Raw genomic sequence first — 21,460 nt, forward strand, 5'->3', positions numbered from 1 at the left:
TCCAACACTCGGCAGGCCGGATGCGTTCGGGCCGGGAGAGGCGTCCACTGGACGAAGGGACGTACCCGTCCCTCGCCTCCGGCGAACCGGTGGAATTCCGGGGGAATTCGCCGACGGGGGTGCTTGTCCAGCGGACAAGAGGAGCGGCTGGCATGAGTGAGACCACAGGACGGACCGGGGGCGGCGCCGCCGGTCAGGTCACCGAACAGACCAGGCATCGCGGCACGGCGACGGCCGTCGTCCACGAATCGTATTCGTTCGCCTGCATGCGCTGCGGGCACGGCTGGGAGCAGTCCTACGAGATCGAGCACCACCGCGACACGGAAGGCTCCGAGTACGTCGTGTACGTGGCGGACGGCGAGGTCGTGCCGTCTCCGCTCAGCCGGCCCACCTGCCTGAACTGCGACAGCCACGTGGTGCGCATCATGCGCGCCGGCCAGGTGTCCTTCGCCCTCGACTCGATGCGCTCCGCGACCCACGGCACCCGCAAGCCCGTGCCCGCGCGCCGGTCCGAGGACGGCGCGGAGGGGGAGACCCGGGCCGAGTCCTCCGCCGACACCCCGAAGGAGCCGCACCACTGGCACCTGTCGGACCTGCTGCACCCGTTCCAGCACCGCCGGGCGGGCTGACCCCGCCGGGCGGGACCACCGGCCCGGGAGGCGGGACCACCGGCCCGGGAGGCGGGACCACCGGCCCGGGAGGCGGGACCACCGGCCCGGGAGGCGGGACCACCGGCACGGCCCGCCCGCTCCCGGGCGGTACTCCAGGGACGGCCTGCCCGCTCCCCGCGAGGTGAGGCCGGGCATGCCCCCTTCGTAGGATCGGGGCATGCCTTCCGCCTCCTCCGCCGCCGACAAGAACGCCGCGCCGCCGCTCCCCGAGCCGCTGCGCGTGCCCGTGGCCGATTCCCACACCCACCTCGACATGCAGTCCGGCACGGTCGAGGACGCCCTCGCCAAGGCCGCCTCCGTCGGCGTGACGACGGTCGTCCAGGTCGGCTGCGACGTGAAGGGCTCCCGCTGGGCGGCCGAGACGGCGGCCACGCACGACACCGTCCACGCCACCGTCGCCCTGCACCCGAACGAGGCACCCCGCATCGTGCTCGGCGACCCCGACGGCTGGTCGCGGCAGGGAGCGCGCGTACCAGGCGGCGACGGGGCCCTGGACGAGGCGCTCGCCGAGATCGACCGTCTCGCCGCGCTGCCGCACGTGAAGGGCGTCGGCGAGACGGGCCTCGACCACTTCCGCACCGGGCCCGAGGGCAAGGAGGCGCAGGAGCGCTCCTTCCGCGCCCACATCGAGATCGCCAAGCGGCACGGGAAGGCCCTGGTCATCCACGACCGCGACGCCCATGCCGACGTCCTGCGCGTCCTCGCGGAGGAGGGCGCCCCGGAACGGACCGTCTTCCACTGCTACTCCGGCGACGCCGAGATGGCCGAGATCTGCGCCCGCGCCGGATACTTCATGTCCTTCGCCGGCAACATGACCTTCAAGAACGCCCAGCCGCTGCGCGACGCGCTGGCCGTGGCCCCGCTCGAACTCGTCCTCGTCGAGACCGACGCGCCCTTCCTGACCCCCGCGCCGTACCGCGGACGGCCCAACGCTCCGTATCTCATTCCGGTCACGGTGCGCGCCATGGCCGCGGTGCGGGGGATCGACGAGGACACGCTGGCGACCTCGATCTCCGCCAACACCGCGCGCGCGTTCGATTACTGACCCGTAACGGTTCCGAGGGTTTTCCACGGCCGGTCAGGTGTCTTCGGTGAGGGAGTGTCGCGACACAGCGTAGCCGCGTTGCTTGGGAGAGTGACGATCGCTCCGCTAGGTTCTGGTCGCCCGATCCGGACCCTGGAGCGTGTCGTCGTGAGCAGCTCGCGGTACGAGCCGTACAAGACGTACGGACCGAACGGTGGCCCCGAGGCCACGACCCTCGTCACCGGCGCCGCCGCCGTGGCCGGCGCGCCCACCGTGGCGGCCCCGCTCGGCATGGCCGGACCGCCCGGAGTGTTCGGACCGCCCGGAGTGTTCGGACCGCCGGGGGTGTTCGGACCGCCGGGAGTGTTCGACGGGGCTGACGCGTCCGCCGGATTCGAGCCGGCCGGAGCGGTCTCCCAGGAGGGGTACGGCGGTCACGGGGAGTACCGGGGGTACGGGGCGGGGCCGGCCTCCGGTCACCGGGCGTACCCGGACCACGAGACGCGCGCCGTCCATCCCGTCCATCCCGGGCACGCCGGGCAGGAGGCCTACCCCGGCCACCAGGGGTATCCCGGCCAAGAGGGTCACTCCGGCCGCGAAGGCTTCTCCGGCGGGTACGGAGGGTACGGCGAGCACACCGGCCATCCGGAGCACCCGGCCCACGAGCAGCCGTACGCCGCCGTCTCCCCCGAGTCCTGGGGCCCCGCCTACGCGCCGCCCGTCGTCGGGCCCGCGGTGCCGGAGGCGCCCCGAACCCCGCCGTACGGCGTACAGGGCGTGCCCGGCGCCCGGGGTGGCCGCACCGTGCGGGTCGCGCCCGACGCGCCGACCGAGCCCCGTCTGCCGCGCCCGCTGCCGGACACCCCGGTCGGCGGCACCCCGTGGGACGGCACTCCCGGCGGGCGGGAGGCCGGGCGCGGTACGGGCGGCCGGGCCGAGGCGCGGCGCGCGGCCCGGCGCAAGCGGGGCTCCGAGCGCCCCGAGGCCCAGGCCCTGCGCCGGCTGATCCCGCAGGCCCTGGTCGTGGCCTTCCTGGCAGGCGGCACCTCCGCGTTCGTCGCCAACGACAAGGCGATCGAGCTCAGCGTCGACGGCAGACCGCGCACCCTGCACACCTTCGCGGACGACGTGACGGAACTGCTCGCCGACGAGGGCGTGAAGGTGGGCCCCCACGACATGGTCGCGCCGGCCCCCGGCACCGCCCTCGCCAGCGGGGACGAGGTCGCCGTGCGCTACGGGCGCCCGGTGCACCTCACCATCGACGGGGAGCGGCGCAGGGTGTGGACCACGGCGCACACCGTGGACGGGGCGCTCGGCCAACTGGGGGTGCGCGCCGAGGGCGCCCATCTGTCGGCCTCGCGCTCGCGGCGCATCGGGCGCGAGGGGCTGGAGCTCGACGTACGGACCGAACGCGCGGTCACGATCATGGCCGACGGCCGGGCCCGGACGATCCGCACCAACGCGGCGAGCGTCGCGGAGGCCGTGCGGGAGGCCGGGATCACCCTGCACGGACAGGACATGACCTCCGTACCGGCCGGGAGCTTCCCGCGGGACGGGCAGACCGTCACCGTCCTGCGGGTCACCGGGGCCAGGGAGGTCCGCGAGGAACGGATCCCGTTCGAGGTGCGGCGGGCGGACGACGACTCGCTGTTCCAGGGCGTCGAGGTCGTCGATGACCCCGGCAGGTACGGGGCCCGGCGTCTCACCTACACCCTGCGCACGGTCAACGGCGTCAAGCAGCGGCCCCGGCTGGAGGCCTCCGAGGTGGTGCGGCAGCCGCAGCCCCGGACGGTCAGGGTCGGCACGAAGCCGCATCCCCCGTCCCGAGGCGGCGCCGACCACCTGAACTGGGCGGGCCTCGCCGCCTGCGAGTCCGGCGGCCGGCCCGGCGCCGTGGATCCCTCCGGCACCTACGGCGGCCTCTACCAGTTCGACACCCGCACCTGGCACACCCTCGGCGGCAGCGGGCGCCCCCAGGACGCGCCGGCCGCGGAACAGACCAGCAGGGCCAAGAAGCTGTACATGCGCCGCGGGGCGACCCCGTGGCCGCACTGCGGCAGGCACCTGCACCGCTGACCCCGACACGGCCGCACGCCGCATCCGGCACCGAGGCACCGGATGCGGCCGCACGCCGACTCCGGTACCGAGGCGCCGGCCGGCCGGATGCCCACTCCCGGCACCGCGGGACCCCGGTGGCACGGCTGACACCCGTGCCGCCGGGCCGCGGCTGCACGGCCCGGGCCCGGCCCCCCGTACCCTTGGCTCGTGACCAGCCCCACCTCCGACGCCCTCCTGGGCCCCGCCGAGATCCGCGAACTCGCGGCCGTCCTCGGCGTACGGCCCACCAAGCAGCGCGGCCAGAACTTCGTCATCGACGCGAACACGGTGCGCCGCATCGTGCGGACCGCGGAGGTGCGGCCCGACGACGTGGTCGTGGAGGTGGGCCCCGGCCTCGGCTCCCTGACGCTCGGCCTGCTGGAGACGGCGGACCGGGTCGTCGCCGTCGAGATCGACGACGTCCTCGCGAGCGCGCTCCCCGCGACGGTCCAGGCCCGCATGCCGCAGCGCGCCGACCGCTTCGCGCTGGTCCACTCGGACGCCATGCAGGTCCGGGAGCTGCCGGGCCCGCCGCCCACCGCGCTCGTCGCGAACCTCCCGTACAACGTCGCCGTGCCCGTCCTGCTGCACATGCTCGACACCTTCCCGACCATCGAGCGCACCCTCGTGATGGTCCAGGCGGAGGTCGCCGACCGGCTCGCCGCGCCGCCCGGCTCGAAGGTGTACGGCGTGCCGTCGGTGAAGGCGAACTGGTACGCCGACGTGAAGCGGGCCGGTTCCATCGGGCGCAACGTCTTCTGGCCCGCGCCCAACGTCGACAGCGGTCTCGTGGCGCTCACCCGGCGCACCGAGCCGATCAGCACGACGGCCACCAAGAGCGAGGTGTTCGCCGCGGTGGACGCCGCCTTCGCCCAGCGCCGCAAGACGCTGCGCGCCGCCCTCGCCGGGTGGGCCGGTTCCGCGCCCGCCGCCGAGGCGGCGCTCGTCGCCGCCGGGATCTCGCCGCAGGCCCGCGGGGAGTCGCTGACGGTCGAGGAGTTCGTCCGCATCGCGGAGAACCGCGCGGCGGCGGACCGGGACGACGCGGGCACCCCCCGGCACACCCCCGAGAACGAGGAGTCGACCCAGCCGTGACGGAGACGGTGACGGTACGCGTCCCTGCCAAGGTCAACGTCCAGCTCGCGGTCGGCGGCGCACGCCCCGACGGCTTCCACGACCTGGCCAACGTCTTTCTCGCGGTCGGCCTCCACGACGAGGTGACGGTCACCCCCGCGGACGAGCTGCGCGTCACCTGCGCGGGCCCGGACGCCGGCCAGGTGCCCCTCGACCGCACCAACCTCGCGGCCCGCGCCGCCCTGGAACTGGCCCGCCGCCACGGCATCGACCCCGCCGTCCATCTGCACATCGCCAAGGACATCCCCGTCGCCGGCGGCATGGCCGGAGGCAGCGCGGACGGGGCGGGCGCGCTGCTCGCCTGCGACACCCTGTGGGGCACGAACGCCTCGCGCGAAGAACTCCTCGACATCTGCGCCGAGTTGGGCAGCGATGTGCCGTTCTCCCTGGTGGGCGGGGCGGCGCTCGGTACCGGCCGGGGCGAGAAGCTGCGCCTCCTGGACGTCGGCGGGACCTTCCACTGGGTGTTCGCGATGGCCGAGCGCGGACTGTCGACCCCGGCGGTCTTCCGGGAGTTCGACCGGATGAACGAGGGCGTGCGCGTCCCGGAGCCGGTCGCCTCGCAGGATCTGCTGGACGCCCTGGCGAAGGGCGACGCCGGAGCCCTCGCGCGCACCGTCTCCAACGACCTCCAGCCCGCGGCGCTCTCCCTCTTCCCGGCCCTCGCCGACACCCTCGCGGCGGGCCGCGCGGCCGGCGCGCTCGCCGCGCTCGTGTCCGGGTCGGGCCCGACGACGGCGTTCCTCGCGCCGGACGCGGAGTCCGCGCGGGCCGTCGGCCGGGCGCTCCAGGACTCGGGCACCTGCCGCGCGGTGCGCGTCACGCAGTCCCCGGCGCCCGGGGCGACCGTGCTCGGCTGAGCGGCCGCTGAACGCGCGGCGGGGGACACCCGCCGCGCGGACTACCCTTGAGGGTCGATCGTCCGGTCGATCGTCCCCGTTGTTCAGGAGAGAAATGGCCGTCAACCTGGTCAATGTCGAGTCCGTCAGCAAGGTGTACGGCACCCGTGCACTGCTCGACGGGGTCTCCCTCGGCGTCAGCGAGGGCGACCGCATCGGCGTGGTCGGCCGGAACGGTGACGGCAAGACCACCCTGATCCGCATGCTCGCCCGGCTGGAGGAGCCCGACACCGGCCGTGTCACGCACTCCGGCGGCCTGAACGTCGGCGTGCTCACCCAGCACGACTCGCTCGACCCCGAGGCCACCGTGCGCCACGAGGTCATCCGGGACATGGCCGACCACGAGTGGGCGGGCAACGCCAAGATCAGGGACGTCCTGACGGGCCTGTTCGGCGGTCTCGACCTGCCCGGCTTCCCGCAGGGCCTCGACACCGTGATCGGCCCGCTCTCCGGCGGCGAGCGCCGCCGTATCGCGCTGGCGAAGCTGCTCATCGACGAGCAGGACCTGATCGTCCTCGACGAGCCCACCAACCACCTGGACGTCGAGGGCATCGCCTGGCTCGCCGGACACCTGCGCGAGCGCCGCTCCGCCCTGGTCTGCGTCACGCACGACCGGTGGTTCCTCGACCAGGTCTGCACCCGGATGTGGGACGTGCAGAAGGGCGCGGTCTACGAGTACGAGGGCGGCTACTCCGACTACGTGTTCGCCCGCGCCGAGCGTGAGCGCATCGCCGCGACCGAGGAGGTCAAGCGGCAGAACCTGGTCCGCAAGGAGCTGGCCTGGCTGCGCCGCGGCGCCCCCGCCCGCACCTCCAAGCCGCGCTTCCGCGTCGAGGCCGCCAACGAGCTGATCGCCGACGTGCCGCCGCCCCGCGACAAGAGCGAGCTGATGCGGTTCGCCAACTCCCGGCTCGGCAAGACCGTTTTCGAACTGGAGGACGTGACCGTCCAGGCCGGTCCCAAGGTGCTGCTCAAGCACCTGACCTGGCAGCTCGGCCCCGGTGACCGTGTCGGCCTGGTGGGTGTGAACGGAGCGGGCAAGACCTCCCTGCTGCGGGCCCTGGCCGAGGCCGCCCGCACCGAGGGCGAGCAGCAGCCCGCCGCCGGCCGGATCGTCACCGGCAAGACCGTCAAGCTCGCCTACCTCTCCCAGGAGGTCGGCGAACTCGACCCCACCTGGCGCGTCCTGCAGGCCGTCCAGTCCGTCCGCGACCGCGTCGACCTCGGCAAGGGCCGCGAGATGACCGCGGGGCAGCTCTGCGAGACGTTCGGCTTCAACAAGGAGAAGCAGTGGACGCCGGTCGGGGACCTCAGCGGCGGTGAGCGCCGCCGGCTGCAGATCCTGCGCCTGCTGATGGACGAGCCCAACGTCCTCTTCCTCGACGAGCCGACGAACGACCTCGACATCGAGACCCTCACCCAGCTCGAGGACCTCCTCGACGGCTGGCCCGGCTCCATGATCGTGATCTCCCACGACCGCTTCTTCATCGAGCGCACCACGGACAACGTGTTCGCGCTCCTCGGCGACGGCACCCTGCGGATGCTTCCGCGCGGAATCGACGAGTACCTGGAGCGGCGCAGGAAGATGGAGGAGGCGGCCGCGGCCACCGTGCTCGCCGCCGCTCCCGCCCCGGCGAAGTCCGCGTCGGCCGCCGACGCCCGCGCCGCGAAGAAGGAACTCCAGAAGATCGAGCGGCAGCTCGACAAGATCTCCGAGAAGGAGACGAAGCTGCACGCCCAGATCGCCGACAACGCCACCGACTTCGGCAAGGTCGCCCGACTCGACACCGAACTGCGCGAGTTGGCGGGCGAGCGGGAGGAACTGGAGATGCGCTGGCTGGAGCTGGCGGAAGACGCGTGAGCGCGAGGGGCGACAGCCCCTTGTGAGGCGGGCGGTGTCTTCGGGTCGCGGAGGCACCGCCCGCCCGGCGTGCGGGCCCGGCGCGCACGGCCCGCGCGAAGGGCGCGCAAGTGCCCCCAGGTGCCCCCGAGTTGTCGAAAGCGCCCCGCGTGACGGACGTCCCCGGCCGCTGAACTCGCCTTGCGCGCCCGGCGTGAAGGGCGCGTGAAGGCGCGTAACGGCGGCATCACAGCCCGGTCCTCCCTTGGGAACAGGGCGCGCACCGGCCCCCTGTTCACGCCCCCTGGAGTGATAGAAAGAGCGGTCTGAGAACAGTCTGAGATCCACCGGACGAGGCGCGAAACGGGTGCCGCCGGTGGGGGGTCACATCAGTGAAGAGGGGGACGCGCTGATGAGTCAGCCGCCGAGTCAGCCACCGCAGGGCGGTTTCGGAGCACCGCAGGACCAGCCGCCGACGGGCGGCGCCGGCGCCTCGCCGGACCCGCGGTCGGGTGGTGGCTTCGGCGCACCGCAGAGCACGCCTCCGCCGCCGCAGGGCACGCCTCCGAACACGCCTCCCGCGCCGCAGGGCACGCCCGCTCCTCCCGCGCAGCCGCCCCAGGCGCCCGCGCCCCAGAACACCCCGCCCGCCGGACCTCCGCAGCCCGGCTACGGATACCCGCAGCAGCCCGGCCCCTACGCCCAGTCGGGTCCGTACGGACAGCCGCAGCAGCCCGGACCGTACGGGCAGCCGCAGCAGCCGGGCCCCTACGGCCAGCCCGGTCCGTACGGATACGGGCAGCAGCAGGGGTACGGCTATCCGCCCCAGGCGCCCTACCCGGGCGGTCCCGGCACCCCGCAGCCCGGCGGTCCCGGCGGTGGCTCGAAGAACCCGCTCAAGGGGAAGCCCGCGCTCGTCGTCGCCGCGGCGGTGGCGGGTCTGCTCGTCGTCGGCGGCACCGTGTGGGCGGTCACCAGCGGCGGGGGCGACAAGAAGCCCGTCGCGAAGGAGAGTCCCAGCCACAGCCCGTCCGTGTCCGCGCCCGCCTCGGACGATCCGGTCAACCCCGGCGACGGCAGCGGTGACGGCGGCGAGGAGAACGACGACCTGAACGCCGGCCGCAAGGCGGGCGAGGCGAAGGTCCTCTGGTACAAGTCGGCGCCGGACGCGCCCGGTTCGGGTGCCGAGGCCCCCGGCATGTGGATCACCGGCAAGGCGGCGGTGAAGGCCGCGTACAAGCAGCTCTTCGCGTTCGACGTCGGTGACGGCAAGCCGGCCTGGCCCGCGCTGACCTTCCCGCAGAAGATCTGCGCGGTCACCCCGCAGAAGACGGCCGACGACAAGGTCGTCGTCGCCTACATGAGCGGCTCCGCCAGCAGCGCGAAGTGCAACCAGCTCCAGCAGGTCGACCTGAACACCGGAGCCAAGGGCTGGACCGCGCAGGTCGCGGAGGGCGATCTGTTCGACAGCACGATCTCGATCGACCTGTCCATCACCGGCAAGACGCTGACGGTCGGCCGCTCGATGTCGGGAACGGCCTACGACGTCGGCAGCGGCAGGAAGCTCTGGGACAAGAAGAAGTACGGCGCGAGCTGCTACCCGGCGGGATTCGCGGGCGGCTCCAAGCTGCTGGCCGTCTCGGCCTGCGGGGCCGGCAGCAGCACCGAGCACGACGAGGTGCAGGAACTGGACCCGGCCACCGGCAAGGCCCGTTGGACGACGAAGATCCCCAAGGGCTGGCGGGTCGGGCGCGCCTACTCCGTGGACCCGGTCGTGCTCTACCTGACGAACGACGCGAAGAAGAAGTTCAACATCACCGTCCTGAAGGACAACGGCGACCTGCGCTCCCAGCTCAAGAGCGACGACGGCTTCGCGCCGGAGTGCGGATTCGCGATCCTCGACCGTGACCTGGCGGGCTGCTTCGGTGCCGTCGCCGACGCCGACACGCTCTATCTGCCGACCGAGGCGAAGACCGGGCCGAACGAGATCGTCGCGTTCAACCTCGCGACCGGCAAGGAGAAGTGGCGCGTCAAGTCCCCGACGGACGCGACGATGATGCCGATGAAGACGGACGGCGGCGCGCTCGTCGCCTACGTCGAGGCGTCGTACGACGGGGGCGGCCGCGTCGTGTCGATCCCGACGGGTGGGAGCGGCCACACGCCCACGAAGCTGCTCCAGAACCCGCAGGGCACCGCGGCGATCGAGGCCGGCTTCTACTCCAAGGCCGTCGACTTCGTGGACGGACGCTTCTACATCTCCACGACCCGCCTGACGGGCAACGACGAGGCGAAGGAGAAGCTGATGCTGGCCTACGGCAAGTGACCGACGCTCCCGTCCCGTTCCCTCGCGTCCCGCACGCGCACAGGCCCGCCGTCCCTTCTTATCCCGAGGTATTCACGTCATGAGCCAGCCGCCCCCGCCGCCGAACGAGCCCCCGAAGGGCTTCGGCGCACCGCAGGAACCCTCCCAGGGCTCTCAGCAGACTCCGGGCGGGGCAGACCCCGAGCCCGGCGCCCCGCAGGAGCAGCCCGCGCAGGGTTCCGGCGCCCCGCAGGACGCGCCCGCGCCCGGTTTCGGTGCCCCGCAGAGTGCGCCCGCGCAGGGCTTCGGTGCCCCGCAGGAGCCGCCCGCCGGCGGGTTCGGCCCGCCCACCCCTCCGCCCGCCGCCGCGGGCCCCGGCTACGGCTACCCCCAGACGCCCCCGCCGGCGTCCCCGCAGCAGCCGTACGGCTATCCGCAGACGCCGCCCCCGGGCCAGCCGGGCTACGGCTACCCGGGCCAGCCGCAGGCTCCGTACGGCGCCCAGGCCCCGTACAACCCCGCCGCGCAGCCGAGCCCGTACGGCTACCCGCAGCCGCAGACCATGCCGATGCAGCCGCAGGCCCCGCAGGCGAGCGGCGGGCGCAAGGTCAACAGCCAGTTGCTCATCATCGTGGCGGCCGTCGTGGCCGTCGCGCTGATCGTCGGCGCGGGAATCGTGTACTCGCAGCGCTCCGACGGGGGCAACAAGCACGACGTCGGGAAGTCGGGCGGTGTCACCGGCGGCAACGGTGACGACAAGGGCGGGGACAAGAAGGGCACCGGCGGCGAGAAGGTGCCGGCGAACACCAACTCCGACCTGCTCTTCCAGATCCCCGCGCCGGCCGTGCCGAAGGACGTCACCAGCGTGACCACGTCCGGCTCCTGGCTCACCGACAAGGTGTACGCCAAGACCGGCAACGCCGAGATCAACGGCTACGACCCGAAGACCGGCGCCAAGAACTGGACGATCAAGCTTCCCGGCCCGGTGTGCCAGGCCAGCCTGCACAGCACGGACGCCAACCGCTCGGCGATCATCTACGAGCCGGCCATGCCCACCAAGGCGCAGCCCTCGCACGGATGCACCCAGCTCGCCGCGATCGATCTCGACGCGGGCGCCAAGCTCTGGACCCGGACGATCAAGTCCGGTGACCAGGTGATCAACCTCGACAACGTGACGATCAGCGGAAACACGGTCGCCGCGGGCAGCACGGGTGGCGGGGGAGCGTTCGACATCTCCACCGGCAAGGCCCTGTGGGCGCCCAAGACGGGCGACAGCTGCTACGACTCCGGGTACGGCGGCGGCGTCAAGCTGGTCGCGGTCCGCAAGTGCGGCCAGTACGGCAGCACGCGCCAGCTCCACATCCAGACCATCGACCCGAAGTCCGGGAAGGTGATCTCCGAGTACAAGATGTCGCCCGGCATCGAGTACGCCAGCGTCGTCTCCACCGACCCGCTGGTCGTGGCGGCCGACGTCGGCGACTCCGCCGGTGACGGCAGCGGCATCTCGGACTTCTTCTCCATCGACAACAAGACCGGCAAGCTGCGGGCCAAGATCTCGGCCCCCGGCAAGACGTACGCGGCCAAGTGCGACGGCATCACCAAGATCGAGTTCTGCAAGTCGCTCGCGGTCGGCAACGACAAGCTGTACATCCCGACCGAGGAGCACGACGGCTCCGGTGACTACAGCCGGACCAACGAGATCGTCGCCTTCGACCTGGCCACCGGCAAGCAGACCGGCCAGCGCGCGGACGCGGGCGACGGCTACAGCATCACCCCGCTGCGCATGGACGGCACCAGCCTCCTCGCGTACAAGCGGCCGCCGTACGACAAGGGCGGGCAGATCGTCAGCATCGACGGAACCTCCTTCAAGGAGACGAAGCTGATGGAGAACCCGGCCACCCAGTCGACGCGTGACGCGGAGTCGAGCATGCTCCCGGACTACGCCGAGATCCTCTACGCCGACGGCCGGCTGTACATGTCCCAGGTCTACGCGGACAAGCCGACCTCCGCGACGGACAAGGCGTACCTGGCGATCGCCTTCGGAACGAAGTAACCGTCACCTTTCGAGTGAACCAAAGTGATCATCTTCGAAAGAATGCGGTGATCGTTTCCCCGGATTGATTTGTTCGGGCCGAAACACCGTGTGCGGCCCCGTCCCTGTTCAGGGGCGGGGCCGCACACGTACCCCGCAACACTTCCTATTGGGTGGGATTTCGATATTCCGGGGCACTTCTCTCCAGTAGGGGAAGCGCAACGTCGAACAAGCGTGTAGCTTCCGGGGGATGGAGAGCCGGGGGGCTCCTAATCCACGGGGAACCAGTGGGGATGCTCGGGGGGACTGGGGGGTTGCCTGATGGGAGTCCGGCTCATGGTGGTCGACGACCACCGACTGCTCGCCGAGGCGTTGGCCTCGGCGCTGAAGCTGCGCGGGCACCGGGTGCTCGCCGCGGCGGCGCCCGCCGCGGGGGCGGCGGAGCTGGTGATCACACGGGCACCCGAGGTGTGCCTGATCGGCACGGCGACACCCGCCGAGCCGGGGATCTTCGACCCGGTGGTGCGGATCAAGCGGGAGCGTCCGCAGGTGGCCGTCCTGGTGCTCGGACCGGTGCCCAACCCGCGCGGGATCGCGGCCGCGTTCGCCGCCGGTGCCTCCGGCTACGTACGTCATGACGAGCGCATCGAGGGTGTCGAGCGCGCGATCATGAAGGCGAGGGCGGGCGAGGCGGCCGTGGCCCCGCAACTGCTCCAGGGCGCCTTCAGCGAACTGCTCAACCCCGCCGCCCAGCCCGACGACGAGGGCCAGCGGCTGCTCCAGATGCTCACACCCCGCGAGGTGGAGGTCCTGGTGCGGGTCGCCGACGGCGAGGACACCCGGCTCATCGCGGCCGGCATGGGCATCGCCCCGTCCACGGCCCGCACCCACGTCCAGCGGGTCCTGATGAAGCTGGGCGTGGGATCCCGCCTGGAAGCGGCGGCGCTCGCGGCCCGCACGGGCCTGCTGGACCGCGCGGGCCCGATCCCGGCCCAGAGTCCCCACGGCCCCGCGGACACGTCCCGCTGAGACGTACGGGCTCCGCGGGTCCGCGCGGCTCCGAGGAGCCGGGTCCGCGGTGCTACGAGGAGGGGGGCTTGCCCTCCTCGAAGCTCGCGAAGTACGCGGCGGCCATGTCCTCGTCCCCGTGGCCGAGGGCACCGGCGCGGCCGAAGCGTTCCGCGGCGGCCTCGGCCACGTCGAGCCGCACGCCGTGCCGCGCTCCCGCTCCCACGATCAGGCGGGCGTCCTTCTCAGCGGTGGTGACGGCGAAGCTGGCCGGGGACAGCCGGTCCTCCAGGACCAGGTCGGCCTTGGCGCGCAGATAGCCCATGTCGAGCGGGCCGCCCTCGATGAGGCCGAAGAAGTCCTCCGGGGCCACGCCGAGGCCCTTGGCCAGGGCGAGCACCTCCCCGGTCGCGGCCGTGGCGGCCAGCACCCAGCTGTTGGCGACGAGCTTGAGCCGGGTGGCGCTGCCTGCCGCGCCGTCCTCGCCGGTCCACACCGTCCGGGCGCCGACGGCGTCGAAGACGGGTGTCACGGTGTCGCGGGCCGCGCTCGGGCCCGCGGCGAGCACGGTGAGCTGCCCGGCCTCGGCGGGTGCGCGTGTCCCGAGGACGGGTGCGTCGAAGAAGGGGAGCCCCTGCGCGTCGGCGAACTCGGCCAGCTCGCCGAGGGCTTCGGTGCCGGCGGTCGTGGACTGCACCCAGACGGCCCCCGCGCGCAGCCCGGGTGCGGCCCGGCGCATGACGTCGAGCGCGGCCGGGCCGTCGTGGAGGATGGTCAGGACGACGTCGGCGCCCCGTACGGCCTCCTCCGGGGTGTCCGCGACGTGCGCGCCGTCGCCGGCCAGCGGCTCGGCCTTGTCCCGGGTCCGGTTCCAGACCCGCACACCGTACCCGGCCCGCACGAGATTCCGGGCCATGGCGGCCCCCATGATGCCGGTGCCGAGAACACTGACAGTGAGTTTGTCGGTCATGGGGTCAGCCTTCCCCGTCGGTCCTGTTCTTTATGTGGTTCAGGAGATGGACAAGGGCACCAGGGTCGGTCGAGAGCCGGGTGCCCGGGGTGTCGCTCTCGCGGAGGTGGACGAGGTCGGGGGTGGAGGCGAGTTCGACGCAGTCGTTGCCCTCACCGCCGCCGGAGAAGGAGGACTTCTGCCAGTTGGCGGGATCGGCCATGACGTCGCCTCACAGTTCCTTTGCCAGCTTCCGGATGAAGTCGCGCGAGCGCTCGGGGCTCAGCGACGATTCCTCAACCCTACGGAAGAGTGTTCGGAAGTGGGCCAGTTGGGCCTCGGAATCGATGAACCCGGTGCCGTGGGGTGCGTCGCGTACGACGGTGTCCAGACGGGGTACGGGACCTCCGAGATGGCCCATCGCGCTGCCGGCACCCGCGAAGCCGTCCACGTCGAAGGGGATGGCTCGAACGGTGACGTGCTCCGCTTCGGAATGCTCCAGGATGCGTTCCAACTGGGCGCGCGCGACGGCACGGTCGCCCACACGGATCCGTAGCGCGGCCTCATGGATCACGGCTTCGTACCTGATCGGGTCGGGTCGGTCGATGACCACGCGACGCTTCATCCGGTGGCCCACCCGGGCGTCGACCTCGCTCCGCGGAAGCTCGGGTGCCATGTACGAGAAGAGGGCGCGCGCGTAGTCCTCCGTCTGGAGAAGTCCGGGAACGTGGATGACGGCCACGTCGTGGCGGAACGCCGCGTGGTGGTCGAGCTCGGACAGGTCGAGGAACGGGGTGGGCAGTACACCTCGGTACTCCTCCCACCAGCCCTTTGTCCGGTCCGAGGCCATCGCGACGAGGGCCTCGATCAACTCCCCGTCCGCGCAGGCGCAATGAGCCGCCAGTCGGCGCAGACGTTCCTCGTTGATGCCCGAGGTGCCCGCTTCGATCTGGCTCATGTGGGTCGAGCTGGAGCCGAGCAGCCCTGCCACTTCCCGCGCGGACCTGCCCGCGGCTTCCCGCAGTCGGCGCAGTTCGGTGCCCAGGCGTACCTGCCGTGCCGTGGGCTGGTTCCGCATCGTCATCCAGTGCCGCCCTCTCAATGGCCCCGAGAACGGGTGGGGTTGGCCTCCCCGTTCGGGTGTCAGATTACGCGAGGAGGTTGCGAGGGTAGGAATTCCTACCCTACCGTCGGTGACGCGACGCACACGCTGCGGAACCTCGGGGTCCCGGAAGCGCACCACTCCGTCCTGCCACGGCGGCTGTGACACTGCCACCGCCCGCGCGCCCAGCGAACTCCCGACTCCCCACACCAGAACCGGAGTTCAGCCATGCCCACGAACGAGCCCTGGACCTACTCCCTTCACATCCCCCACGACACCCGCGCCGTCACCGTCTGCCGTCGCACCGTTCGCCTGGTCCTGACCCTGCACGGACTGATCCGGCTCGCGGACGTCGCCGAGCTGCTGGCGGCGGAGCTGGTCTCCAACGCCGTACGGCATACGAAGGGGCCAGCGGCCCTGCGGCTGGCCTGGCGGGGCGGGGTGCTGCGGATCGGAGCCTGGGACGCGAGCCCGCTGCCGCCGCCGTACGACCTGCCGGTCACCTCCGACGCCGAAGCGGGCCGGGGCCTGGTCCTGGTCCGAGCCTGCGCCGACGACTGGGGCTGGCATCCACTCCGCCAGGGCGGCGACACGGGCAAATACGTGTGGTGCGAATTGGCTGCCGCCTAGCTCATCGGTAGCCGTCCTGGAGGATCTGCCGGGCCACCTTGGTGCGCGCGTCGGCCAGTTCCCCGGCGATCCGGTGCTCCCGCTCGTCGTCGGTCACGACCGAGGGGGGCACGGCCTCCCCGATCAGCAGGCAGGCGTGGCGCAGATGGGTGGGCGGATGGGTCGCGTCGACGCTGTGGCCGCGCAGCGTGCCCACCCGGCGCAGACGTTCGCGCTCCCGCTCCGGAACGGACGCCAGTTCCGCGGCCAGACGCTGCCACAGCTCGTCCGCCCGGCCGGCGGTCTCGCGCCCGTCCCGCCCGCCGCGCGGGCCTTTCAGGGCGGCGAGGTTGGTCTCGCGCTGCAGTACCACCGCGGCCGAGTCGGAGATGAGCGTCTGCTCCATGAGTTCCAGCGCGGCCCGGGTGGACCCCACCCGGGCCGCCGTCCGGTCGGCGAGATATTCGGCCCGCTGGGTGGAACGCAGGGTGAGGCCGTCGAGGACGGTCAGCATGCCGCGGACGAGCAGACGGGGTACGACGTAGATCATGTTGAGGATCACGGTGAACACGTCGGTGTCGTCGAGCGCGTCGGCGCCGACCGGCGCGAAGTAGTAGTACCAGGTCGCCAGCGAACGCTGGGCGGTCCCGACGACCAAGCCGTGCCGGGTGTCGCCGTTGACGAAGTGGCCCATCTCGTGGCCCAGCAGGGCGATCCGCTGCTGCGGTGTGAGGATTTCCCAGAAGGGCAGCCCCAGGGTGAGGAGCCGCCGCCCGCGCAGACCGTAGCTCCGGACGCTCGCGTTGATCTCGCCGTCGACCACGACGGCGTCGACACCGCGGGTGCCGGCGACGCGGGCGACCTCGTCGACGAGCGCGAAGAGTTCGGGCGCGTCGGCGCGGCGCAGGACGGAGGTGTTCTCTGGCAGCCTGCCGAACCGGGGCCGCAGCGACCACCCCAGGGCGAGGAGGAAGGCGCCCGGCAGCATCCCCCAGCCGCCCCAACTCCCGATCAGGAACCAGACACCGCCCGCGGTCAGGGCCAGGGTCAGGGCGTGGACGACGAGCGCGACAGCGAAGGCGAGACGGGCCGAGGAGTCCCGCCGGGCCTTCAGGGTTCCGCCCGCGGTCAGTTCGGCCAGCAGACGCTCACCGTGCCGTCGGGCCTGGGCCCGCCGCGCCTCGGCGAGCCGGCCCCGCTTCTCCTCCGGGCGTTCCGGATCGACGTTCCAGTCGCAGCCGGTGCACCACGAAGGAAAGCGGCTGTCCCCGCGGACCTCGGCCCCGCAATCCGGGCATGGCTGAACCGTCTCCACCGCGGCGGTGTCCATCGCTTGCTCTCCCCTGCCCCACGGCCCCTCCCCAGAGGCCGTCCGTACCTGTCCCGGCGAAGGAGATCACAGAGGTGTGGCGACGTAAAGGGCCAGGTCCAGGAGCTTTTCGTGCACCGGGGCCGGAGTTCCGAGTGAACTCCGGCCCCGGTCGGGGGAGTCAGGCCGTCGGCGGCGCCTGCTCCTCGGACGGAGTCTCCGGCACCGTCGGCGGCAGCGGGCGCAGCCACAGCCAGGCCAGGAAGAACAGGCCGAGGGCGAGCATGCCGAGGCCGGTCCACAGGTTGATGTTGATGTCGCCGGCCTTGGCGAGGTCGGCGTCGGAGGCCGTGATGCCGGCGATGGTGACGATGATCCCGTAGATCACGAACAGGCCGCCGATGATGCGGCGGATGTCGAACAGACGGGCGGCGGTCGCGGACTTCTTCTCGAGGTCCGAGACCTGGCTCTGCGCGTCGCTTTCCGAATAGTCGGACATGGTTTCCTTATTCTCCCTCGTCGGAGTGGGCCGGGGCTCGTCGGAACGAGGTCAGAACGAGAACGGGATGTAGCAGGCGGCGGCCAGGATCATCGCGCCCCAGCCCAGCAGGGCGGGCTTGCGGTACCAGGCGTCGTCACCGGCGGCCGGCGGCTCGGCCATGCCCGGGGACACGGTGCCGTAGACCAGGCCCTCCAACTCCCGCGCGGGCTTGGGGGCGGTGAAGAGCGAGACCCCGACCATCACCACGCCGCCGGCCACGAAGGCGACGATCGCGGAGACGAAGTTGGCGCCCTGGTCGGAGGGGAAGCCGATGATGCCCTGCTTGTAGAGGACGAAGTAGTTCACCATCGCGGCCGTCGTCCCGGCCAGCAGGCCCCAGAAGCCCGACTTCACCGACGCCCGCTTCCAGAACATGCCGATGATGAAGACCGCGAACATCGGCACGTTGAAGAAGGAGAAGAGCGTCTGGAGGTAGCTCATGATGTTGGAGAAGGACGAGGCCAGGAAGGCCGTGCCGATCGACGCCAGGACACCGATCACCGTGATCAGCCGGCCGAAGCGCACGTAGTAGGAGTCCTCGCGGCCCTTCACCACGTACTTCGCCCAGATGTCGGTCGTGAAGACCGTGTTGAAGGACGAGACGTTGGCCGCCATGCCCGCCATGAACGCGGCCAGCAGGCCGGTCACCGCGATGCCGAGGACACCGTTCGGCAGCAACTCCTGCATCAGATAAGGGATCGCGTCGTTGTACTGGAGATCCGAGCCGGGGGTGCCGATCTTCGGGACCAGGACGGCCGCCACCAGGCCCGGGATCATCACCAGGAACACGATGAAGATCTTCGGGTAGGCCGCGATCAGCGGGGTGCGCTGGGCCGCGGAGAGGTTCTTGGCCGACAGCGCGCGCTGCACCTCGGCGAAGTTCGTCGTCCAGTAGCCGAAGGACAGCACGAAACCGAGACCGAGCACGATGGTCAGCCAGTTGGCGCCGAGCGGGTTGTCGCTGCCGATGCCCGTACCGCCCCAGGCCGTCGTGAAGTCGGTGCCGTGGGTCTTGTCGAGGGAGTCGGTCAGACCGCCCCAGCCGCCCACCCGGTGCAGGCCGAGCACGGCGATCGGGATCAGGGCCGCCAGGATCACGAAGAACTGGAGCACCTCGTTGTAGATCGCGGAGGAGAGGCCGCCGAGCGTGATGTACGCCAGGACGAAGAACCCGGCCACCACGATCGCCACCCACTGCGGCCAGCCGAGGAGCGCCTCGACCACGATCGCGAGCGAGTAGAGGTTGACGCCGGCGATGAGGACGGCGGCGAAGGCGAACAGGACCGAACTCAGCAGGTGCGCCCATTTGTCGAAGCGCAGGAGCAGGAACTCGGGGACCGAGCGGACCTTGGAGCCGTAGTAGAACGGCATCATCACCAGGCCCAGGAAGACCATCGCGGGGATGGCGCCGATCCAGTACCAGTGCACGGTGTAGACGCCGTACTGCGCGCTGTTGGCGGCCATGCCGAGGATCTCGGTGGCGCCCAGGTTGGCCGAGATGAACGCCAGCCCGGTGATCCAGGCGGGCAGTGAGCGTCCGGACAGGAAGAAGTCGAGGCTCGTCCGCACCGAGCGGCGGGCCGCGAAGCCGATGCCCAGGACGACCACGAAGTAGATGCCGAGGATTGTGTAGTCGAGTGCGTTCGTGGGGAGACGCAGCTCGGCGGCGAGCAGGGTGCCCGCTTGGGGCGGATACGTGGGGGACTGCATCAGAACTCGCTTCGTCGCATGAACCTATCGGACCGGAACCTATGCCTCCGCATTCAACAAATGCACCCTCCTGATGGTGACCTTTGTTTGATTGTGACGTTGACTGCGGTGGTGGCTTGTGGTTTGTTGTGTTCGGTTATGTTTGAAGGTTTGATCGGGTGCTGATGGGGAGTCCGACTGTGAAGAAGACCTCGACCCGGCTCGCCGACGGTCGTGAGCTCATCTACTACGACGCGGGCGACGACCAGGTGCGCGACACGGTGGACCGGCGCCCGCTCGACCCCACCGTCACCACCTCCGAGGTGCGCCGCGACCCGCTGCTCGGCGACTCGGTGGCCATCGCCTCCCACCGTCAGGGGCGCATCTACCACCCCCCGGCCGACGAATGCCCGCTGTGCCCGTCCTCGGGCGACCGGCTGAGCGAGATCCCCGAATCCTCGTACGACGTGGTCGTCTTCGAGAACCGTTTCCCCTCGCTGGCGGGCGACTCCGGCCGCTGCGAGGTCGTCTGCTTCACCTCCGACCACGACGCGTCCTTCGCGGACCTGACGGAGGCGCAGGCGGCCCTCGTCCTGGAGGCCTGGACGGACCGCACCGCCGAACTCTCCCATCTCCCCTCCGTCCAGCAGGTCTTCTGCTTCGAGAACCGCGGCGCCGAGATCGGTGTGACACTCGGTCACCCGCACGGGCAGATCTACGGCTACCCCTTCACCACCCCCCGTACCGCCCTGATGCTGCGATCCCTCGCCGCGCACAAGGAGGCGGCCGGCGGGGCGAATCTGTTCGACGACGTCCTCGCGCGGGAACTCGCCGACGGTTCGCGGATCGTCCTGACGAGTGACCACTGGGTCGCCTTCGTCCCGTACGCCGCCCACTGGCCCTACGAGGTCCACCTCTACCCGCGCCGCCGCGTGCCCGACCTGCTCGGCCTCGACGAGGACGCGCGCACAGAGTTCCCCCAGGTCTATCTGGAACTCTTGAGGCGCTTCGACCGGATCTTCGACGGACCGGACGGTGGGAAGGACGGGACGGGCGAGCCGCCGACGCCGTACATCGCGGCGTGGCACCAGGCTCCCTTCGGCCCGCTGGAGGAGTTCGAAGGCGTCAACCGGGACGACTTCGCGCTCCACCTCGAGCTTTTCACCATTCGCCGCACTTCCGGCAAGCTGAAGTTCCTCGCGGGTTCCGAGTCCGGCATGAACGTGTTCATCAACGACGTGCCGCCGGAGACCGCGGCTCAGCGACTGCGAGAGGTAGCGAGTACATGAGTGGGAAGTACCTGGTCACGGGCGGAGCCGGCTATGTGGGCAGCGTGGTCGCGCGCCACCTGCTGGAGGCGGGCCACGAGGTCACCGTCCTCGACAACCTCTCGACGGGCTTCCGCGAGGGCGTGCCCGCCGGCGCCGCCTTCGTCGAGGGCGACATCCGCGACGCCGCCAAGTGGCTGGACCCCTCGTACGACGCCGTCCTGCACTTCGCCGCGTTCTCGCAGGTCGGCGAGTCCGTGGTGAAGCCCGAGAAGTACTGGGACAACAACGTCGGCGGCACCATGGCCCTGCTCGCCGCGATGCGCGACGCGGGAGTGCGCACGCTGGTCTTCTCCTCCACCGCCGCGACCTACGGCGAGCCCGAGACCACCCCGATCGTGGAGTCCGCGCCGACCCGGCCCACCAACCCCTACGGCGCCTCCAAGCTCGCGGTCGACCACATGATCACCGGCGAGGCCGCCGCCCACGGGCTCGGCGCCGTCTCGCTGCGCTACTTCAACGTGGCCGGCGCCTACGGCGAGAGCGGCGAGCGGCACGACCCCGAGTCGCACCTCATCCCGCTGGTCCTCCAGGTCGCGCAGGGCCGCCGCGACGCGATCTCCGTCTTCGGCGACGACTACCCGACGCCGGACGGCACCTGCATCCGCGACTACATCCATGTCGCGGACCTCGCCGAGGCGCACCTGCTGGCCCTTTCGGCCGCGACCCCCGGCGAGCACCTGATCTGCAACCTCGGCAACGGCAACGGCTTCTCCGTCCGCGAGGTCATCGAGACGGTGCGCCAGGTGACCGGACACCCGATCCCCGAGGTCGTGGCACCGCGCCGCGGCGGGGACCCGGCGGTCCTGGTCGCCTCGGCCGAGACCGCCCGGGAGCGGCTCGGCTGGAACCCGTCCCGCGCGGATCTCGCGGGGATCGTCGCGGACGCGTGGGAGTTCGCACAGAACACGACGAAGGGATAGCGG

The 21,460-nt window shown here is 71.6% G+C and carries 18 protein-coding genes; 12 read left to right on the plus strand and 6 right to left on the minus strand.

Translation table 11 applies throughout. The features are described from left to right. Positions 1-152: 152 nt before the first annotated feature. From ACFRIC_RS29200 to ACFRIC_RS29240, 9 genes are all read left to right on the plus strand, one after another. Positions 153-629, plus strand: a complete 477-nt coding sequence (locus ACFRIC_RS29200; protein WP_382791678.1) for a hypothetical protein — start codon at positions 153-155, stop codon at positions 627-629. Between the two features lie 199 nt (positions 630-828). Next, a complete protein-coding gene (locus ACFRIC_RS29205; protein ID WP_382791680.1) occupies positions 829-1,716 on the plus strand; it encodes a TatD family hydrolase in 888 nt (295 codons plus the stop codon). A 147-nt stretch (positions 1,717-1,863) separates the two neighbouring features. Further along, complete coding sequence (locus tag ACFRIC_RS29210; RefSeq protein WP_382791682.1) at positions 1,864-3,771, plus strand: ubiquitin-like domain-containing protein; 1,908 nt, start codon at positions 1,864-1,866, stop codon at positions 3,769-3,771. Positions 3,772-3,960: 189 nt separating this feature from the next. After that, a complete protein-coding gene (gene rsmA / locus ACFRIC_RS29215) occupies positions 3,961-4,887 on the plus strand; it encodes a 16S rRNA (adenine(1518)-N(6)/adenine(1519)-N(6))-dimethyltransferase RsmA (RefSeq protein ID WP_382791685.1) in 927 nt (308 codons plus the stop codon). Further along, the gene (locus ACFRIC_RS29220; protein WP_382791688.1) at positions 4,884-5,786 is read left to right on the plus strand and encodes a 4-(cytidine 5'-diphospho)-2-C-methyl-D-erythritol kinase; all 903 of its coding nucleotides are present in this window, start codon (positions 4,884-4,886) and stop codon (positions 5,784-5,786) included. Before rsmA ends, ACFRIC_RS29220 begins: the two co-directional genes overlap by 4 nt. Positions 5,787-5,880: 94 nt before the next feature. After that, positions 5,881-7,686, plus strand: coding sequence for an ABC-F family ATP-binding cassette domain-containing protein (locus ACFRIC_RS29225; protein WP_382791690.1), 1,806 nt, complete (start codon positions 5,881-5,883; stop codon positions 7,684-7,686). A gap of 391 nt (positions 7,687-8,077) precedes the next feature. After that, positions 8,078-9,988, plus strand: a complete 1,911-nt coding sequence (locus ACFRIC_RS29230; RefSeq protein WP_382791692.1) for a PQQ-binding-like beta-propeller repeat protein — start codon at positions 8,078-8,080, stop codon at positions 9,986-9,988. A 79-nt stretch (positions 9,989-10,067) separates the two neighbouring features. Beyond that, positions 10,068-12,020: a PQQ-binding-like beta-propeller repeat protein gene (locus ACFRIC_RS29235; protein ID WP_382791694.1), complete on the plus strand. Its 1,953-nt coding sequence runs from the start codon at positions 10,068-10,070 to the stop codon at positions 12,018-12,020. Positions 12,021-12,320: 300 nt separating this feature from the next. Continuing rightward, complete coding sequence (locus tag ACFRIC_RS29240) at positions 12,321-13,028, plus strand: LuxR C-terminal-related transcriptional regulator (protein WP_382791696.1); 708 nt, start codon at positions 12,321-12,323, stop codon at positions 13,026-13,028. Between the two features lie 52 nt (positions 13,029-13,080). Here ACFRIC_RS29240 and ACFRIC_RS29245 read toward each other — a convergent pair whose 3' ends face one another. Genes ACFRIC_RS29245 through ACFRIC_RS29255 form a run of 3 tightly spaced genes read right to left on the minus strand, consistent with a single transcriptional unit; the run spans position 13,081 to position 15,040 of the window. After that, the gene (locus ACFRIC_RS29245; protein ID WP_382791699.1) at positions 13,081-13,977 is read right to left on the minus strand and encodes an NAD(P)-dependent oxidoreductase; all 897 of its coding nucleotides are present in this window, start codon (positions 13,975-13,977) and stop codon (positions 13,081-13,083) included. A gap of 4 nt (positions 13,978-13,981) precedes the next feature. After that, on the minus strand, positions 13,982-14,179 hold the full coding sequence (locus ACFRIC_RS29250; protein ID WP_382791702.1) for a DUF397 domain-containing protein: 198 nt from the start codon (positions 14,177-14,179) through the stop codon (positions 13,982-13,984). A gap of 9 nt (positions 14,180-14,188) precedes the next feature. Continuing rightward, positions 14,189-15,040 (minus strand): helix-turn-helix domain-containing protein, encoded by an 852-nt coding sequence (locus tag ACFRIC_RS29255; RefSeq protein ID WP_382791705.1) that lies wholly within the window; start codon positions 15,038-15,040, stop codon positions 14,189-14,191. A gap of 246 nt (positions 15,041-15,286) precedes the next feature. On the opposite strand from ACFRIC_RS29255, the gene ACFRIC_RS29260 reads away from it, so the two are divergent. Continuing rightward, a complete protein-coding gene (locus ACFRIC_RS29260) occupies positions 15,287-15,688 on the plus strand; it encodes an ATP-binding protein (protein ID WP_382791706.1) in 402 nt (133 codons plus the stop codon). Position 15,689: 1 nt separating this feature from the next. On the opposite strand, the gene ACFRIC_RS29265 is transcribed toward ACFRIC_RS29260, so the two are convergent. The 3 genes from ACFRIC_RS29265 to ACFRIC_RS29275 all read right to left on the minus strand — a co-directional run bounded on the left by ACFRIC_RS29265 (position 15,690) and on the right by ACFRIC_RS29275 (position 19,227). Continuing rightward, positions 15,690-16,997 carry a M48 family metalloprotease gene (locus ACFRIC_RS29265; RefSeq protein WP_382791709.1) on the minus strand — a complete coding sequence of 436 codons (1,308 nt, stop codon included), beginning with the start codon at positions 16,995-16,997 and terminating at the stop codon, positions 15,690-15,692. 160 nt (positions 16,998-17,157) lie between these two features. Next, the gene (locus ACFRIC_RS29270) at positions 17,158-17,475 is read right to left on the minus strand and encodes a hypothetical protein (protein ID WP_382791712.1); all 318 of its coding nucleotides are present in this window, start codon (positions 17,473-17,475) and stop codon (positions 17,158-17,160) included. A 51-nt stretch (positions 17,476-17,526) separates the two neighbouring features. Then, positions 17,527-19,227, minus strand: a complete 1,701-nt coding sequence (locus tag ACFRIC_RS29275; RefSeq protein WP_382791715.1) for a sodium:solute symporter family protein — start codon at positions 19,225-19,227, stop codon at positions 17,527-17,529. Between the two features lie 179 nt (positions 19,228-19,406). Here ACFRIC_RS29275 and galT point away from each other — a divergent pair, with 179 nt between their 5' ends. Together galT and galE are read left to right on the plus strand one after the other, a co-directional pair. After that, positions 19,407-20,495, plus strand: a complete 1,089-nt coding sequence (galT, locus tag ACFRIC_RS29280) for a galactose-1-phosphate uridylyltransferase (RefSeq protein ID WP_382791718.1) — start codon at positions 19,407-19,409, stop codon at positions 20,493-20,495. Then, positions 20,492-21,457 (plus strand): UDP-glucose 4-epimerase GalE, encoded by a 966-nt coding sequence (galE, locus tag ACFRIC_RS29285; protein WP_382791721.1) that lies wholly within the window; start codon positions 20,492-20,494, stop codon positions 21,455-21,457. Before galT ends, galE begins: the two co-directional genes overlap by 4 nt. Positions 21,458-21,460 lie beyond the last annotated feature (3 nt).

Source organism: Streptomyces sp. NPDC056738 (assembly GCF_042790435.1).
Classification (GTDB): domain Bacteria; phylum Actinomycetota; class Actinomycetes; order Streptomycetales; family Streptomycetaceae; genus Streptomyces.

Coding starts and splice junctions, on each gene's coding strand:
- ACFRIC_RS29200 (WP_382791678.1), top strand. CDS start 153: ATGAGTGAGACCACAGGACGGACCGGGGGCGGCGCCGCCGGTCAGGTC.
- ACFRIC_RS29205 (WP_382791680.1), top strand. CDS start 829: ATGCCTTCCGCCTCCTCCGCCGCCGACAAGAACGCCGCGCCGCCGCTC.
- ACFRIC_RS29225 (WP_382791690.1), top strand. CDS start 5,881: ATGGCCGTCAACCTGGTCAATGTCGAGTCCGTCAGCAAGGTGTACGGC.
- ACFRIC_RS29230 (WP_382791692.1), top strand. CDS start 8,078: ATGAGTCAGCCGCCGAGTCAGCCACCGCAGGGCGGTTTCGGAGCACCG.
- ACFRIC_RS29235 (WP_382791694.1), top strand. CDS start 10,068: ATGAGCCAGCCGCCCCCGCCGCCGAACGAGCCCCCGAAGGGCTTCGGC.
- ACFRIC_RS29240 (WP_382791696.1), top strand. CDS start 12,321: ATGGGAGTCCGGCTCATGGTGGTCGACGACCACCGACTGCTCGCCGAG.
- ACFRIC_RS29245 (WP_382791699.1), bottom strand. CDS start 13,977: ATGACCGACAAACTCACTGTCAGTGTTCTCGGCACCGGCATCATGGGG.
- ACFRIC_RS29250 (WP_382791702.1), bottom strand. CDS start 14,179: ATGGCCGATCCCGCCAACTGGCAGAAGTCCTCCTTCTCCGGCGGCGGT.
- ACFRIC_RS29255 (WP_382791705.1), bottom strand. CDS start 15,040: ATGACGATGCGGAACCAGCCCACGGCACGGCAGGTACGCCTGGGCACC.
- ACFRIC_RS29260 (WP_382791706.1), top strand. CDS start 15,287: ATGCCCACGAACGAGCCCTGGACCTACTCCCTTCACATCCCCCACGAC.
- ACFRIC_RS29265 (WP_382791709.1), bottom strand. CDS start 16,997: ATGGACACCGCCGCGGTGGAGACGGTTCAGCCATGCCCGGATTGCGGG.
- ACFRIC_RS29270 (WP_382791712.1), bottom strand. CDS start 17,475: ATGTCCGACTATTCGGAAAGCGACGCGCAGAGCCAGGTCTCGGACCTC.
- ACFRIC_RS29275 (WP_382791715.1), bottom strand. CDS start 19,227: ATGCAGTCCCCCACGTATCCGCCCCAAGCGGGCACCCTGCTCGCCGCC.
- galE (WP_382791721.1), top strand. CDS start 20,492: ATGAGTGGGAAGTACCTGGTCACGGGCGGAGCCGGCTATGTGGGCAGC.